General features: G+C 41.1%; 12 protein-coding genes. 4 read left to right on the top strand and 8 right to left on the bottom strand.

The window, feature by feature from the left end:
- Positions 1-381 precede the first annotated feature (381 nt).
- The 4 genes from AAEY97_RS12360 to AAEY97_RS12345 all read left to right on the top strand — a co-directional run bounded on the left by AAEY97_RS12360 (position 382) and on the right by AAEY97_RS12345 (position 7,852).
- Positions 382-1,581 carry an efflux RND transporter periplasmic adaptor subunit gene (locus tag AAEY97_RS12360; RefSeq protein WP_101085337.1) on the top strand — a complete coding sequence of 400 codons (1,200 nt, stop codon included), beginning with the start codon at positions 382-384 and terminating at the stop codon, positions 1,579-1,581.
- A gap of 2 nt (positions 1,582-1,583) precedes the next feature.
- Positions 1,584-4,736: an efflux RND transporter permease subunit gene (locus AAEY97_RS12355; protein WP_162023819.1), complete on the top strand. Its 3,153-nt coding sequence runs from the start codon at positions 1,584-1,586 to the stop codon at positions 4,734-4,736.
- A gap of 143 nt (positions 4,737-4,879) precedes the next feature.
- Entirely contained in the window at positions 4,880-5,512 is a 633-nt protein-coding gene (locus tag AAEY97_RS12350) for a TatD family nuclease-associated radical SAM protein (protein WP_350999080.1), read from the top strand.
- Between the two features lie 90 nt (positions 5,513-5,602).
- Positions 5,603-7,852: a PAS domain-containing protein gene (locus AAEY97_RS12345; RefSeq protein WP_350999077.1), complete on the top strand. Its 2,250-nt coding sequence runs from the start codon at positions 5,603-5,605 to the stop codon at positions 7,850-7,852.
- Positions 7,853-8,024: 172 nt separating this feature from the next.
- Here AAEY97_RS12345 and AAEY97_RS12340 read toward each other — a convergent pair whose 3' ends face one another.
- The 8 genes from AAEY97_RS12340 to epd all read right to left on the bottom strand — a co-directional run bounded on the left by AAEY97_RS12340 (position 8,025) and on the right by epd (position 17,325).
- Positions 8,025-9,467: a hypothetical protein gene (locus AAEY97_RS12340; protein ID WP_101085333.1), complete on the bottom strand. Its 1,443-nt coding sequence runs from the start codon at positions 9,465-9,467 to the stop codon at positions 8,025-8,027.
- A gap of 89 nt (positions 9,468-9,556) precedes the next feature.
- Positions 9,557-10,144 (bottom strand): hypothetical protein, encoded by a 588-nt coding sequence (locus AAEY97_RS12335; RefSeq protein WP_350999074.1) that lies wholly within the window; start codon positions 10,142-10,144, stop codon positions 9,557-9,559.
- Positions 10,137-10,883, bottom strand: a complete 747-nt coding sequence (locus tag AAEY97_RS12330; protein WP_350999071.1) for a hypothetical protein — start codon at positions 10,881-10,883, stop codon at positions 10,137-10,139. Before AAEY97_RS12330 ends, AAEY97_RS12335 begins: the two co-directional genes overlap by 8 nt.
- Before the next feature lie 555 nt (positions 10,884-11,438).
- Complete coding sequence (locus tag AAEY97_RS12325; protein ID WP_350999068.1) at positions 11,439-12,179, bottom strand: DUF481 domain-containing protein; 741 nt, start codon at positions 12,177-12,179, stop codon at positions 11,439-11,441.
- A gap of 116 nt (positions 12,180-12,295) precedes the next feature.
- Positions 12,296-13,636 (bottom strand): MATE family efflux transporter, encoded by a 1,341-nt coding sequence (locus AAEY97_RS12320; RefSeq protein ID WP_350999065.1) that lies wholly within the window; start codon positions 13,634-13,636, stop codon positions 12,296-12,298.
- Positions 13,637-13,830: 194 nt separating this feature from the next.
- Positions 13,831-14,895, bottom strand: a complete 1,065-nt coding sequence (fba, locus tag AAEY97_RS12315; RefSeq protein WP_101085328.1) for a class II fructose-bisphosphate aldolase — start codon at positions 14,893-14,895, stop codon at positions 13,831-13,833.
- 155 nt (positions 14,896-15,050) lie between these two features.
- Positions 15,051-16,226 carry a phosphoglycerate kinase gene (locus tag AAEY97_RS12310; protein WP_101085327.1) on the bottom strand — a complete coding sequence of 392 codons (1,176 nt, stop codon included), beginning with the start codon at positions 16,224-16,226 and terminating at the stop codon, positions 15,051-15,053.
- Positions 16,227-16,305: 79 nt separating this feature from the next.
- Entirely contained in the window at positions 16,306-17,325 is a 1,020-nt protein-coding gene (gene epd, locus AAEY97_RS12305; protein WP_350979034.1) for an erythrose-4-phosphate dehydrogenase, read from the bottom strand.
- Positions 17,326-17,488: the final 163 nt, after the last annotated feature.

Below are 17,488 nucleotides of genomic sequence, written 5' to 3'. Positions count from 1 at the left end.
CGCTTTTTTTATCCCTAAAGCGCTATATATCATCATTAACTAGACCGAATACCGCCACAAAGTGTCAAGATATGTCAATTTATGCACAAAAAACACCCACCAACAAAATAGACTCTAAACCATTAATGGCTATGGATTAATACTTTCATACTGTATTTTATTCTTGCTAAAACATATCAAAAAAACCAACTTATTAAGCATTAATCGTAGAATCATAAAAAACACAAATTTTTGAAACATTTTATTTACATCAGGCTATTTAGATAAACGTCATACTCTGTTAATTTAGATGCAATGAGTAATAAAATGAATCTGAATGAACATGTTAGCCAACGAAGTTAACTGTCTTTAGCATTATTTCAGCATGGATACGCAAAAGAAATGATAAAAATCATACTAAGAAGATTGTCACCACTCTTGATCATTATTGTATTTGTTGGGCTAGCCCTGGCACTTATTAGCACCCAAGAGACACCCGAGCAAAAAGATGAAGCCATCAGTGTACCGATAATTGATGTACAAACTGTTACGCCGCAAACCTTATCGCTTAACTTACCCTCCTATGGTGTGGTTAACCCTAAATATAAAACTCAACTTGTCACCGAAGTTCAAGGGCGCATGCTAAGTATTTCAGCCAATTTTGTTGCCGGTGGCGTAGTTAAAAAAGGCGAGCAACTAGCCATTATCGAACCATCTGATTACGAAGCTGACCTTATTCAGGCCGAAGCGACTGTCGCACAGGCCACTGCAGCATTAAATGAAGAGAAAGCCCGCGGTGTTGTGGCTAAAATTGAATTTAAAGATTTTGGTAAAGGCTTACCGCCAGAACTTGGGTTACGTATCCCACAACTGAAAAAAGAACAAGCCAACGTCAAGTATGCAGAAGCGGCATTAGCCCGTGCACAACGTAACTTAGCCCGCACCGTTATTCGCGCACCATTTGACGGCATCATTAAGGCCCGCAATGTCGACTTAGGCCAATATGTCACGTTAGGCACAAATTTAGGTGAACTATACGACACCAGTATCGCCGAAATCAGATTGCCGTTAGCAAATGAAGATCTCGCTTATTTAGAGTCGGTCGATAATCCTGAAACAGCAGTCACACTCACAGCATTGCTGGCGGGTAAACAAGTCTCTTGGCAAGGCAATATAGTGCGCAGCGAAAATGTCATCGACGAACAAACTCGCATGGTCTATTTGGTAGCAGAAATTCATGATCCCTATTTGCGTAACAACAAAACCGAAGGCCAACTACCTTTAAAATACGGCAGTTTTGTTAATGCCGTGATCACAGGTCGAACCGTTAATGATGTGGTAAAACTACCTCGCCATGTAGTACGAAATGGTCAGGTTGCTGTAGTAAGTGCCGACAATATTATCGAAATACGCCCAGTGAATATTATTCGTTCAGACGTTGACTCCATTTATATTCAAGGCAGTTTCAAAGCGAATGAGCGCGTATCAACCACTAGCATCAACAGCTTAAACTCTGGACAAGCCATTAAAGTACTTGGTGAAGAAACCAAAACTGAACCAGTCGATACTGACACCCAAGCCGCTACGACTGCAGGTGAATAATAATGGATACTAATAAAGGAATTATCGCCTGGTTTGCTCGCAACAGTGTCGCCGCCAACTTACTGATGGCAGCCTTGCTTATTGGCGGTTTGTTTAGTGCGGTGCTTATTAATAAAGAAATTTTTCCAACGTTTGAACTAAATCTCATCAATATCAATGTGGCCTATCCTGGCGCTGCGCCACAAGAAATTGAAGAAGGGATTAATATAAAAATAGAAGAAGCTATTCAAGATATTAGCGGCATTAAAAAAGTGACGTCTGTTGCCAGTGATAGTGTTGGCTCGGTGACGATTGAAGTCGAAGACGGCTACGAAGTGCAGCAAGTACTAGATGAAGCAAAACTGCGTATTGATGCCATTGCGACCTTCCCAGATAACATCGAAAAACCCAACATTTATCAAATAAAGCCAGAAAACAATGTCATTTGGGTGTCTGTCTATGGCGACATGACGCTACATGACATGAAAGAAATGGCTAAAGCGATCAGAGACGACATCACCGATTTACCTGCCGTCACTCGTGCAAAAGTCACTGGTGTTCGAGACTATGAAATTGGCATTGAACTGTCTGAAGACAAGTTACGCGAATATGGCATTACATTTACTCAAGTCGCTTTAGCGGTACAAAACTCATCGATTGATTTACCCGGCGGTTCTATTCGGGCCCAAGACGGTGACATCTTGCTGCGTACTAAAGGCCAAGCTTATACTGCTGATGACTTTGCCCAAATTGTGGTAGAAACTCGCGCAGATGGCAGCCGAATTATGTTACCGCAAGTCGCTACCATTAATGATGATTTTGAAGAGCGTTTAGAGTACACCCGCTTTAACGGTAAACCTGCTGCCGTCATTGAAATTACCAGTATTGATGATCAAAATGCGTTAGATATTTCATCTCAAGTTAAAGCCTACGTTGCTGAACGTAAAAAAAGCTTACCAAGCAATATTCAACTTGATACCTGGGGTGATTTAACTCACTACTTGCAAGGTCGTTTAAACATGATGTTGTCGAACATGTTTTATGGCGCCCTGCTAGTGTTTATTATTCTGGCTTTGTTCTTAGACCTTAAACTCGCTTTTTGGGTAATGATGGGCTTACCGGTGTGCTTTTTGGGCACCATGTTATTAATGCCAATTGAACCGTTTAACATGTCGATTAACATGTTGACCTTATTCGCGTTTATTCTGGTGCTGGGGATAGTCGTCGACGATGCAATTGTCATCGGCGAAAGTGCCTATACCGAATTAGAAGAAAACGGCCACTCGTTGGATAACGTCGTAAAAGGTGTGCAAAAAGTAGCCATGCCCGCCACATTTGGGGTACTCACCACTATTGCGGCCTTTATCCCGATGATTATGGTGTCTGGGCCCATGGGGATTATTTGGAAATCCATCGGTATGGTGGTGATTTTGTGTTTAGCATTTTCGCTGATCGAATCAAAACTGATTCTACCCGCGCATTTGGCCCACATGAAAATCAAAAAACGCACTACACCGACTAACATTTTCTCGCGCTTTAAATTTGCCCTTAATGAATGGTTACAACACTTTATTCATAATACCTATCGTCACTTTTTAGAACGTTGTATTACGCGACGATATAGCGTGGTGGCGGTGTTTATTGGGGTACTGATTTTGTCGCTTGCATTAGTGCAAAGTGGCAAAGTACGCTGGGTTTTCTTCCCTGATATTCCATCAGATTTTATTCAAGTCCAGCTTGAAATGGAAGAAGGTAGCTCTGAGCAGAACACCCTAAAAGTACTGCAACAAGTTGAGGATGCGTTATATAAGATGAACGCCAAACTTGAAGAGCAATACGGTTACCCAATGGTAAAACACAGCTATATCGAACTTAGTTCACGCAGCAGTGCGTTTGTGTTTACTGAACTGACTAAAGGCGAAGACCGTGAAATCGACGGCGTCGCAATTGCGGAAGAGTGGCGTAATCAATTACCTGAGTTATTGTCAGTTAAAAAGCTTAACATCAATGCCAGTACCAACGATGCCGGTGGTGATTTGTCGTTTCGCTTAACCGCAACTGACTTAGACCAGTTATCTGAGGCCGCTAAGGTACTTAAAGCAAAACTAGCCACTTACGAAGGCGTGTATGATATTACCGATAACTTCTCATCGGGTTCACATGAGATCCGCTTAAACATTCGTCCAGAAGCCGAAGCGCAAGGATTAACACTGTCAGATTTAGCTCGCCAAGTCCGTTACGGCTTTTATGGTTATGAAGCCCAACGTATTTTGCGTAATAAAGAAGAAGTGAAAGTCATGGTACGTTACCCACTTGAGCAGCGCCGCACTGTGGGCGATCTTGAAAACATGCTTATCCGCACCCCGTCAGGCGCAGCGGTACCGTTTTCAACGGTAGCCAATATCGAACTGGGTGAGTCGTATGCATCGATCACCCGAGTTGATGGTCGCCGAGCAATTACCATTAGTGCCAATGTGAATAAAAACAATGTTGAGCCATCTAAAGTGGTCGCCGAAATTCAGGAAGACTTTTTACCTGAACTTACCGCGCGCTTTCCAAAAGTGGCTTCAGCTTTAGATGGTGGCAGTTTAGATGAGCAAAATGCCATGCTGGGTTTAGCCCAAGGCTTCTTTTTTGCCATGTTCACCATTTATGCTTTAATGGCTATCCCTTTAAAATCGTACACACAACCGTTAATCATTATGTCGGTGATTCCGTTTGGCATGATTGGCGCCTTGTTTGGCCACTATATTCTTGGTTTATCCATGAGCGTGTTAAGTTTGTGCGGAATTGTGGCATTAGCCGGGGTTGTGGTAAATGACTCGTTGATTTTGGTCGACTTTGTTAACCGCGCTCGCGAAGAGGGCAAATCGATAATGCAATCGGCTATCGATTCTGGTTGTTACCGTTTTAGAGCCATTATATTAACCTCGCTCACCACTTTTGTTGGCTTAGTGCCGATTATTATGGAAAAAAGCTTACAGGCTAAAATTGTTATCCCAATGGCCACATCGCTCGCATTTGGTATTTTATTTTCGACCGTAGTGACGTTAATTTTGGTGCCAATTTTGTACATCATTTTGGATGATATAAAACGCTTGTGGCAACGATTTTTTATTTGGTGGTGGCAACCTAAACCTGCTGAAAGTGAATTCAGATCTGACGAGCACCATTAATTGAATTAATCCCAATTGTTAACAAAAAACAGAGCTAACTCAGCTCTGTTTTTTTTGCAGTAAAATCTGCGAGCTGAGCAACATAGTCACCATTAAAATTCAGCTAAAATGACCGCTATAATCTCTATGAAAGAAAGCCTGACATGAGCGACACAACTTTACCGATACCCACCTCACCTATACCAACCTTAGTTTACGATATCGGCAAGCACCGTTATCTCAACATTACCGCCAGGTGCACTTTAAGATGCCAATTTTGCCCCAAACATAATGGCTCAAATCAAGTACACGACTATGACTTATCACTCACCCGACGTATTACTGCTGAGGACCTGTTGCCCTTGTTAGGCGATGTTAATGAGGTTGAAGAATATGTCTTTTGCGGTTTTGGTGAACCGACCTTAAACCTTGACTGCTTACTGCAAGTTGCTCATGCAATAAAAGCACAAGGCGGTAAAGTACGCCTAAACACTGATGGCCTGGGTAATCACTTTCATCGACGCAATATTTTGCCAGAGCTCAGTCAATGCATCGACAGTTTGTCTATTTCGCTTAACGCCGACACACCTAAAAGCTATCAACAGCATTGCCGCCCTAAGCTTGCCAATTCGTACACTGCATTACTGGATTTTATTAAGCTTGCACCTCATTACATCCCTCTCGTTCAAGTAAGTGCCATTAACGGACTCGCAAATGTCAACATTGACCGCTGCCGCGATATCGCACAACAAAATGGCGTAGTATTTAAACAACGGGAACTCGATAACATTGGTTAAACAAATAGCGTCTAATCGCAGCTAGACGTTTTCGCCACTGCCGGCTTCATGCTAGTATTGCCATCAAGAGAATGCTAAAAAAGTGGCACCATGTCTAAACACAAAGCAGTGAGTTCTTCAAACTCGTTATTAATTTCTTCACAGGCAACTCATTGGTCGCAACAGCATATTCTTTCGCTGCTAAGCCAATTGATTATTTTATTAATAGCAGTGTTTATTGTCACTAGTATGGTGGTCAATTTAGGCGAGCGTCGCCTACAAGAAGATTGGGCAGACCAACGCTATAGTGAATTACAAACTGTCGCGTCCTTAGCGTCTGACAAAGTGTCATTTTTGCAGTTTAGAACCCAAATCATCGCCAAAGGTGAGTTACTGCGCCAATATCTGCAAAACCCATCAGAAAAGCTACAATTAAAAACCATCGAAAACTGGGATTCATTAACTAACAATATTCCAGAACTGCTTGGGTTGGCATTGTTTAACCCTCAAGGACAACTCCAGTTTGCCACCACCGGTAGTTTCAATAACATGCAACTTCCCGCGGTATTATTAGGCTCGGGCAGAAATATGGGCGGCGACGACATTTACACTTCACCCATGGCATTTACTCCCATTAATGGCATCTTAGAGCCCTATTTTTATCAGTTATCATGGATAGAAAATCCAGACCAAAGTATCAAAGGGTATTTAGTCACTTACAATTCGATCGTTAAATTACTTGAAACTATAAAACCGGCTTTTTTTAATCAAAATTCACCATTGCTCATGCTGGATACTCAAGGCTTCCTCTATGCAGGAGCCAACCAACCTGCACCACTAGACAATATGCCCGATGCACTTGGAGCAAGTTTAAAGCAGTCTTACCCAGAATTGTGGCGAGTGATGGCTATGAATAACTTTGGCCAGTTTCACAGCCATGATGCCACTTTCGTGTATTTAAAAGTCGAGTTAACCAGTCAATATGAGACTAAAAGAGAATACTTTTTATTGTCTTATATTCGCCATGACGACATTGCCACTCGTTATGCACAATGGCGAATTGTAGTCATTATCGCTGGATGTCTCATCGCACTGTTAGCCAGTTTATTGATTATACTAAGACATCGATTTGTACTCGAGCGACGCGCAAAGCAAAATAGCGTTCAATTGAGCAACGGTTTGTTTAACAGCGAATTAAGCTGCTTAATCGTTAATGATAACGGTCGAATCCAGAGCATTAATGCCAAAGCAGCTGCGGCATTATCTTTGCCAGTTGACGCTCTTAAAGACCGCAGTTTACAACGAGTGTTACACCTTGATGATGATCGCTTCAATCACATTAAAGAGACGTTAATTGAGAATAAGCAATGGCATGGTGAGATCAGTTTAGAAACGCTTAATAGTAGTATGTTGCAAACCCATATTCGCAGTAAAAAATGCCCTAACAGTAATGAGCATTATTGGTTAGTGACATTTGAAGACATTACCGCATTATTTGAAAGCCAGCGCCAAGCCTATCTCTATCAATTAATGAGTAGCGGAGCGGTTGCTACGGCACTCACCGATGCCAATGGATTAATAGTAAAATGTAATAACCAATTTGATAACCTGATGTCTTTACACGGAGACACCAATATTTCGATCACTGAATTACTCGGCGATGAGTTGAAAAATCAATGGCAAAATATTAGTGCACAAATTAGCTTGCAAGGAGAGTGGACTGCGCAAATTATGCCATTTAACCACAGTCGTTATGAGCATTGTTTAAAAACGACGCTAGCAGGCCAGCTGACATTTGAAGGTGATATTGAATACCTTATTTGCACATTTGAACAGACAACCCCAACGGTGTCGGCCCAAAGTAGTAGCAACGTCATTGGCCATAGAAGTGCCATAGTGTTACGTTTAAATGAGCTAGAAAATTATTTTTTCAAACTTAGCGAGCTCACTAAAGAACATTCAAGCTTACTGGTAATGGACATTAACCCAGAAGGGATTTTCAGTAACATGGGTAACATGAGCCAGCTTGAAAAGCGCCAAAAAGACATTGAGCTACAATTATTGATTGAGTTACCGCTTAATTACCAAATAGCACAATGGCAGCTCGGAAAGCTCGTTATCTTACTAACCGAAACAAATGCAAACTCTGCACATCAATATGCGATTAATATGCTTCAAAGTCTTGAAGAAAAGAATTTAGGTGAAGGGATTAACATTGGTATCGCCAGCTATTTGCAGCCACAAAGTTTGGATACATACCTTGCTAACGCTGAAATAGCCTTAAAAAGAGCTAAACAATCTGTTGACCAGAACATTTGCCAAGCCTTTACTCGTCCTACGAATAAACAAAGTAGCACTTAAAGTAACAATTAAAGTAATAACCGCCGTAAAATTGATAGATTAAATCACCTGACGCAGTATTGTGTAACGTCAGGTGATATTCAATTTGCACGGTTGTTTAATCAATGGATAATGCCCATTCATTGGGCTACTCGATGAACATCAACATACTATTATGGTGTCCAACCTAATCTTAAGCGTGTGGTTTCGGATGACTCACCACTTCAGGAAGGATCTCATCTGATTCGAGCCTGAAAGGCTGAACATTATCAGGTAGTTTACTTTCAGTAATTTCAACAATGCTTGAACGATTCATGGTCACTTTAAAGCGAGCATATTCAGGTTGTTGCTTTCCGTCACGTAACACCGCAACCAAATTGACTTGATAACGACGTTCAACAGACTCATTACTAATATTACCTTCACTTTCTGAGTATATTTTAGCTTTTCCTCGCTCTAAATGGCGGGCAAAAGGCACTAAACTGAAGTTCACTTGCTCTTGAATTTGTGAATAATCAGCCTCAAAAGGCTTATTTGCCACCTTAGTCGCAATACGATAATGCAGTACTTCCGAATCCACTTTATTCTGGCTGTGGCGTTGCCTCATAATATCTGCCACCGTTTTGGGAATATCTTGGCTGCGCATGAATTCGAGCCAAACTAACTGCTTAGCCACCACGGTTTGAGTAGTGGTATCCCGTAAAATACGGCTCCATCTTGGACGACCGCGTTGGATAAGCCGCCACATCGCATTACGAAAATCCTCTTTAAAGATTTCCCTGAAACCATAAATAACCGCTAACGTCAGCAACAAGGTCAAGGTTAAGCCATTAAAGAAACCTTGCGCTTTTATAATCAATGCCGATACCACCAACATCACCAACCCAGTGGCGACGCCAGTAACAAATTTCTTTAACCCTACTCCAAGCGGTTTTAATTCTTCTTTTAATACTACGCCTTGTTGAATGAGTCGACGCAATAGCAACATCTTATTTGAAATACGGTTAGCGTCTTGCTGGGTTTGCATAGAGTTATATTTGCATACTTGCTCGCGGTAGTGATTCTCGTTACGGCATAAATTGAGCACTTTTTCTTTAACATCACTATAGTCAGCACTTCTAGGACTACGTGCCAATGTCTTTAATAACTGCTGCTCACAAAACCAAGACAAGTAATTATCGGCATGCTCAAAATAAGATTTCCACTTAGGATCATTCGGTTCATTGCGTCGAAACTTTTTCAATAGTTGCGCAACCACATCACAAAGCTCATCTAAAGCAGGATAAAATTCATTTAATTCTAGTTTTTGGTGTAACTCTTTAACGTCAGTTTCAATGGCGACAGCAAATTGATAAGCGAATAAATTGAGGTATAAACGAAACTCTTCTAAGGTGCGTTTATTTAAACTGACGAAACGGGACTGAACTAAGGGTAAATGCAGCCCTTTAGAATAATAAGAACGACGCCCAAGAATACTACTGTGATAATAATCCTCTTCATCTAAGGTATGCGAACCAATACCCATTTCTGTTGGCAAATAAAAATACAGGTCAAATACCCGTTGATCACCAGGGCCCATTTGATGACTGAACTTTATTGATAACGCTTCTTCTTGTTTTACTTTAACTTTTGCCACTATATATTTCACACACCTTTTAAAATTGACACATAACTACTATACCGCAATGGGAATATTAAGCTAAAAGTTAATTTTTTCAATCAAAATCAATCGGAAGTATTGGCTGATAGTAACTGACAGGACCAGATGTTATTACTTGGCAGAAATTTTAACGTTGCTCTCGTCAATGTATTATCTAAGTCAATTACCTGAATCTGCTGAGATACGCTAGAACCAGCCATTAAGTGGTGAGCAGAAACACCATATTCATTTCGTAAATATGGTTGCAGCCGACTGTTTTGTTGCCAACTGATAGGTTGCAGTGTTAACGCTAAATGATAAGTAAATGAGCCAATATCAACCTGTTTAACCTTACCTAATAGTTGAGCAATTTCGGTAACGTCTGTTGCGGACTCGAGTTTATAAGTCATCTGAGCTTGATGGTGATCAATGTCTAGCATTAACCATAAATTGCTTTTATCAACCGTTAACGACGACTCTCCTTGTTGACTGAAATAACCATCGGCATGGCAATTGAAATACCAAACATTATGGGTATTTGCAATGCGATTAAGCACACTGGTAGCAATGAATATAATGAATAGAAAACTTAATACAAAAAAAAGTTTGCCGCGTTTAGACTGTAGTAATCGGCGTATTTTAATATGTAATAATAGGGTTCTTAATCTAGCCACAAATGTGTACCTTTTGTAGCCATTGCTGGGTGATAAATGGCGTACCCATATTATCGATACTGACTTTGATACTATTAATTAATGGTGTCGCTTCACTGGAGTCGGTTAAAGTGAAACTCATATAATCTTGATTGGCCGACAAAGCAACGTGAATGGAATCCCAGCGAATATTGTGACAAAGCCGTAGTTGCGATGATAAGCAGTCCGCATGCAAAATGGCATCTTGCTGATTATTATTGCCAAACACAAACAACTGAACAATACGTCCATCAGGGCTTAGCACTTGTCGCAATACATCGGCTTGAGCAAACTCTGGAGGGCTAAGCTTAGAGTAAACAAATAATAATACACATAGTAGAATAATAATAATAAACAGATACTGACCTAAAGATAATAGCCGTTCAGGTAATTCCAAGATTTTAGTACGCTTAGCGGTTGCAGTTGAATATAAAATCACCCCCTGTTCAGGTACATATTCAATAAGGTTGGTATGGCGCTTACACATGTAATTAATAATTTTGCCGATAATATCGAGTAGTTCAGCATGAGATAATTGATGAGGACAGTCGCCTGAAATGGCCACTGTTTCAAGCATAGATAAGGGAACGACTTGACCACGATGCAGGACTAACTGGCTCAGAATCCAATACTCGTGATCATTTAAATGCCACTGGGCTGCCGTGGTCTGATCGACCAACAAACGTTGTGTATTGTCGAACCAACAACATCCTATTTGCATCGCCCTGTCTCAGTGTATCGACTGATTCAAAAAGTATACTCTCAAAGTGAGAGTTTAATGGATGTTAAGCCAGCTATCCTCCGGATAATATTGCTAATTCGTGAACCAGTCCGCGAATATAGCGATTATTTGCGCAAGGTATAATTGCATAATATTGAATATAGAAATTGCTAATTCATATTATTGTTGATTCATATTATCCTTGATTCGCCCAGTTTAAAATGGGAAAGGTTAAGACCATAGTCAATACAGAGCTAATATTATTGCTGGTGATCGCGCTGGCAATAGCAGAAATTGAGCCATCAATAGCAAGCTGATTAAAAGTAAAATCAACCTAATTAGCGATGAATAACGGTTGGATGTATATTGACAAGCGAGTGGATGCCTTAGTGTACTACCGATTGAATAAGTAAGTTACGGCTTAACAATGGCTCAATAGTCAGTGTTTTTGGTATATAGGTAAGACAATATTACAGCTAACAGCCCATAAAAAAAGCTGGCAAAGCCAGCTTTCTGTTACTTACACTCAAGTGAACTAGGCTTTAGATTAGTCACTTAAAATGCGTAAAGTAATGTCATGTTTGTTTCAGTATCAGTGCTTTCTTTGTCATCAAGCGGTTCACTGTTATAACGCACAATAACGGCAAATTTCATCGCTAGAGCACCTACGATATTGGCAGTTAATGAAGTTTCAGAACGCGCATCTAATTTACTACCCCAATCGGCAATAAATTTCTGTTGGAACTTAGATAAATCACTGATCTTGGTTTGGAAATCAATCACCGCGTGAGCAACAACGCTGTCGTCGCTATCATAACCTTCTGCCAGTGCTGATTCTTCATCAAGTTGTTGGTAAATATAACCAGGACCCGCCTCCGCTTTTAAAGACATTCTGTCGGTATCAATAAAACGGTAACCATAACCAGCTGACGTCGTTGAAGTGAAATCATAACCAGTGAATGGATCAACTTCATAGTTAGTGTTAGCAAACAAATAGCTCAAATCATTAATTTGATAGTCGCCTTGCACACCAAGAAAATAACGCTTTGCAGTCACTTCTTCGGTATCTTCTTTGTATAATCCTTCAAACACATACTCGTTTTCCCAGTCACCTAATTCTTGTTTCAACGCTAGGCGCGCTTTAAACGAAGAAGTATCGGTATTACCTGTGGTTAAAGTCGCACCTAATTCTGCTTCACCAGCAAGAGTGGCATCACCTTCAACAAACTCACTTCCAGCATGTGCTGCAAATGGCATGGTTAGTGTAATAGCTGCAGTAAGTAGCAGTTTTTTCATGTCATTTCGTCCTTTATTTACGATTTACAAAATCTAATGGGGGGTCATGCGCTTAAAATTCCCACGCATACTAACACTTTGATCGCAGAATTGAAAAATAGTCATCCCCTTAAGCGTTAAGCAACAAGGCTCTTAGCCTGCCAACGGCCACTGCGCCAACGCCACAACATCGCCACCCCTCTAACCCACTCATCAAGCGCTAAGGCAGCCCAAATACCCAATAAACCATACTCTAAATGGATCCCGAGATAATAAGCACCTGGTACCGCGATACACCACATTGAAAATAAGCCCATAAAAAACGGAAACTTGGCATCGCCGCTAGCTCTTAACGCATTAATCACCACTAAATTAAAAGTTCTACCGGGCTCCATAACTAACGTGAGTACAAATAATTGCCCCACAAGGACAATAATGTCCTGTTCATCAGTAAACAGACCGACAAGGTTAGGTCCCCATATTGCAACGAATAAAGCCACAACACTGGTAACAATCAAACCCAATTTTAATGCGCGATACATTTGATGCTCTGCAGCTTTTAATTGCTTAGCACCCACCATATGACCAATAATAATTTCGTTACCTATGCCTATCGATAGCCCGAACAATAAGATAAACATACAAATTTGAAAATATAATGACTGCGCCGCTAAGGCTTTATCACCCATTAAGCCAACAAATGAAGTGACGACCATAAATTGCAGCATCCACGAGACGTTTTCGCCGGCGGCAGGTAAACCAATGTGAAACACTTTTTTTAGCATGACTTTATCTGGACGCAAAATACTCGGAATGTGTAATGGTATTTTGGTATAGCGTACAAACAACACCATCATAATGCTCACACCCACTAGTCGCCCAACAACAGTACTAATCGCAACCCCTGCTACACCCATTTGTGGCAAACCAAACCAACCATAGAGCAATAATAAGTTGCCGATAAAGGTGATCACATTCATCGATAATGTTACCCACATAGCTTGCTGGGTAAAACCATGAGCCCGCATTCCGGCCGCTAAGCACATGGCCATCGCTTCGGGAATTAAACACAAACCGACAATTTGTAAATACAATTTACCATCGGCCATAAGCTCCGCAGGTAAGTTCATTAGATTCAACATCATGGTTGAGCCGGTTAAAATACCTACCGCTGCGACCAAACCAACTAAAAAATTGAATCCGATAGATGAATACACTACGGCACTGGCTGCAGCTTTATTATTAGCCCCTAAATACTGAGTAATGACAACACTAGCGCCAATACTGACGAAACTAAATAACGTAATGGCCAGTTCAAACACCATATTACCAACCGATAGCGCCGCCACACCTTGATACGACACATGGCTTATCATAAAAGTATTAATTGCTGCCGTTAAAAAGTGCAAAGCAAAGTCGACGAACAATGGCCAGGTCAGTGAAAATAAGGATAAAGGTGCATTCGGCTTAACAAGCATATAATGAGTTCAACTATTAAAGATGGCTAACGGAATAAGGTTATATCAATAAATGATGACGTTTTTGCGTCAATTTTTAAGGCGAGGATGATGCTAGATAGCGTTTAAAAAAACAACGTTTTTCGTTATTAATTTACAAAAAAATCAGCTCATTCAAAAAATGAGCTGATTTGCTGTTTTAACGTAAAAAAGGTTTACATGATTTTAGGGTCAAGTTCACCAGATTGATAAGCTTTATACATTGCTTGTAGTGACTTAGGCTTAATTTTAGAGGCCATACCCGCACAGCCAAATGCTTCATAACGAGTCGTACAAATGTCAGCCATCGCTTCCATTGATGCTTTTAAGAATTTACGCGGATCAAATTCTGCAGGATGTTCAGCTAAGAATTTACGCACTGCACCCGTTGATGCCAAACGTAAATCGGTATCAATGTTCACTTTACGCACACCGTGCTTAATACCTTCAACGATTTCTTCTAATGGTACGCCGTAAGTTTCTGGAATTTCACCACCATACTGGTTGATGATTTTCAGCCACTCTTGCGGTACAGAAGATGAACCGTGCATCACTAAATGCGTGTTAGGGATACGCGCATGAATTTCTTTAATACGGTCTATACGTAATACATCACCAGTAGGTTTACGGCTAAACTTGTACGCACCATGGCTGGTACCAATCGCAATAGCTAATGCATCAACATGAGTATCGGCAACAAAACGCGCTGCTTCTTCTGGCGTTGTTAGCATTTGGTCCATGCTGAGAATACCCGCAGCACCCACACCATCTTCTTCGCCTGCTTGGCCAGTTTCTAAACTGCCTAAACAACCGATTTCACCTTCAACTGACACACCACATGCATGAGCAAAAGCCACAGTACGACGAGTCACATCCACGTTATACTCGTATGACGCGGGTGTTTTACCATCTGCCATCAACGAGCCATCCATCATTACTGATGACATGCCTAACTGGATTGAGCGCTGACAAATGTCAGGATCAGTACCGTGATCTTGATGAATACAAACCGGAATATCTGGATACTGCTCAAGCGCAGCAGCCATAAGATATTTTAAAAACTGTGGGCGAGCATATTTACGTGCACCAGCAGATGCTTGCACAATAACAGGGCTGTCAGTTGCTTCAGCCGCTTGCATAATTGCACGCATTTGTTCAAGGTTGTTCACGTTAAATGCAGGGACGCCATAACCATGCTCTGCAGCATGATCAAGCAGTTGTCGTAGAGAGATAAGAGCCATTTTGTTCTCCATTAATAGGGTGATTACTCACCTAGGTCGCTATCGTTTGGACGGATTTTAAACTCTGGCACAACCTACATCCTGTAGATTATGACAGAGCATTTTTTTATAATAATTATTATTAGGTTTTACGGTACAAATACTTGATATGTGATCTAAGCGCCACGCTTTTCAAGCATTGCTACAGCGGGTAATTCTTTACCTTCTAAAAACTCAAGGAAAGCACCACCGCCGGTTGAAATATAAGACACTTTGTCAGCAATGTTATACTTATCGACTGCCGCTAGCGTGTCACCACCGCCAGCAATAGAAAACGCTTTAGAATTAGCAATGGCTTGGGCAATACGCTTAGTACCTTCGCCGAATTGATCAAACTCAAACACGCCAACAGGACCATTCCAGACGATCGTTCCTGCTTGTTCAATAATTTTAGCCAGTGCTTCTGCGCTATCTGGGCCGATATCAAAAATCATATCGCTGTCGGTCACGTCTGCTACTGACTTTAATGTTGCAGTTGCAGTTGGGCTAAATTCGCTTGCTACAACAACATCTGTTGGTACAGGAATATCACCACCACGGCTTCTCGCATTTGCCACAAGACGCTTTGCTTCTTCCACTAAATCAGCTTCATACAATGATTTACCGACGTTATAACCCGCAGCTGCGATAAAGGTATTGGCAATACCGCCACCCACAACAAGCTGGTCAACCTTAGTTGATAGGCTTTCAAGCACAGTTAATTTAGTCGACACTTTAGAACCACCTACTATCGCCACCATTGGACGAGCAGGGTTATCAAGCGCTTTGCCTAATGCATCTAATTCTTGCGACAATAATGGCCCAGCACAAGCAATAGGAGCATAAACACCTACACCATGAGTCGATGCTTGGGCACGATGAGCCGTACCAAATGCGTCCATTACATACACATCACATAATGCTGCCATTTTTTTAGACAGAGCTTCATCGTTTTTACCTTCGCCAATATTAAAGCGAACGTTTTCAAATACCACAACTTCGCCAACATTCACGTCAACGCCATCAAGATAATCACTCACTAAGCGCACTGGGCAGTCTAACGCTTTAGCTAAATAATCGACTACCGGCTGCATTGAATATTCAGCGTTAAACTCGCCTTCTGTTGGGCGGCCTAAATGAGACATCACCATTACGGCAGCGCCTTTTTTTAATGCGAGTTGAATGGTAGGTAATGATGCGCGTAAACGTGCATCACTTGTTACAACACCGTCGCTGACAGGTACGTTTAAATCTTCACGAATAAGCACACGCTTATTTTGTAGATCTAAATCTGTCATGTTAATAATTGCCATAATTAGCAGTTCCTTTTTAAGTTAATACAAAGTCTTGCTGCGCAACCGGCTTAACCCATTGCGACATAATCTGTTGATATTATCGATCTAACTTTACTTGAATCATCGCTAAGCTAGTATCCAGCATGCGGTTGGCAAAACCCCATTCGTTGTCGCACCATAATAATAATTTGACCAAGTGGCCAGCACTGACACGCGTTTGGGTTCCGTCTACAATACTTGAACGTGGATCGTGGTTAAAATCACACGATACCAGAGGCTCGTCAGTATAGCCTAAAATACCATTAAAACTGCCGTTTGACGCAAGTTGTAACACACGGTTAATTTGCTCAATATTGACCTTTTTCTCTAGCGTGACAGACAGGTCGATCGCGGTCACATTTATGGTTGGCACCCTAACAGAAATCGCTTCAAACTTATCTTTCATGTGCGGCAAAATACGCTCAATGCCTCGCGCTAATTTTGTGTCTACCGGAATAATAGATTGACCAGCAGCACGAGTTCGACGTAAATCATCATGATAAGCATCGATCACTTGTTGATCGTTCATCGCCGAGTGAATAGTGGTAATGGCGCCACTCTTGACTTCAAAATGTTTATCCAATACATCGATAACCGGAACAATACAATTGGTAGTGCAAGATGCGTTAGAAATAACGGTATGCTCTGCGCGCAACAAATCATGATTAACACCATATACAATGGTCTCATCAACATCTGCAGAAGAAGGATGGCTTATCAGCACTTGCTTAGCACCTGCATGAATATGTGCTTCGCAAGCTTGACGATCAATTAAGCTGCCGGTGGCTTCATAAACGATATCGATATCAAGTTCAGCCCAAGGCAATAAATTAGCATCGGGTTGATTGAGTAACAAAATGCTGTCATCACCAATAAGCAACTGATCACCATTTAGCTTAACGGTATGCTTGAAACGACCATGAGTCGTGTCATATTGAGTTAAATGACATATGGCTTCTGGCTTTGCCAACTCATTGATCGCCACAATTTGGATTTGTTGACGTTTTCCAGATTCGTACAATGCACGAAGTATTGAGCGGCCAATCCGGCCATAACCATTAATTGCAACTCGAATCATTTAGGGTCCAGAGTAATTATCCGAAGCACTTATTATTCAACAAATTATGATAAAAACATCTATTAATAAGTGACTTAGCATATATTATTTCACGTGAATTAAAGAGATAAAAAAACGGCCTGCAATAGTATTGCAGGCCGTTATTATACAGATTAAACACCTA

It is taken from the genome of Shewanella sp. TB7-MNA-CIBAN-0143 (assembly GCF_040310065.1).
GTDB lineage: Bacteria > Pseudomonadota > Gammaproteobacteria > Enterobacterales > Shewanellaceae > Shewanella.
Note: the sequence above shows the minus strand (reverse complement) of the source record. Positions and strands in the feature narration are given on the sequence as shown.